Origin of the sequence: Vibrio sp. HI00D65 (assembly GCF_001635455.1) — a bacterium.
Lineage (GTDB): Bacteria > Pseudomonadota > Gammaproteobacteria > Enterobacterales > Vibrionaceae > Vibrio.
The window spans coordinates 1-286 of sequence record NZ_LWEH01000456.1 but is presented as its reverse complement, the minus strand read 5'-3'; the positions used below and the strand labels follow the sequence as shown (position 1 = coordinate 286).

General features: G+C 46.5%; 1 protein-coding gene. It reads left to right on the top strand.

What is annotated here, in order from left to right; all coding sequences use genetic code 11:
• A partial coding sequence (locus tag A3712_RS21860) for a flagellin N-terminal helical domain-containing protein (protein WP_443083613.1) occupies window positions 1-286 on the top strand: 286 nt, incomplete at both ends.

Here is a 286-nt window from a genome sequence, read left to right as displayed (position 1 = left end):
TTAAACGTTGCTGTTCGTAACGCGAACGATGGTATCTCTATTGCACAAACCGCTGAAGGTGCAATGAACGAGACGACTAACATTCTGCAACGTATGCGCGATTTGTCTCTACAATCTTCAAACGGCTCAAACTCAAAAGCTGAGCGTGTAGCGATTCAAGAAGAAGTAACCGCACTGAACGACGAGCTAAACCGTATCGCGGAAACGACGTCTTTTGGTGGTAACAAGCTGCTTAACGGTACTTACGGTACACAATCATTCCAAATCGGTGCGGATAACGGCGAAG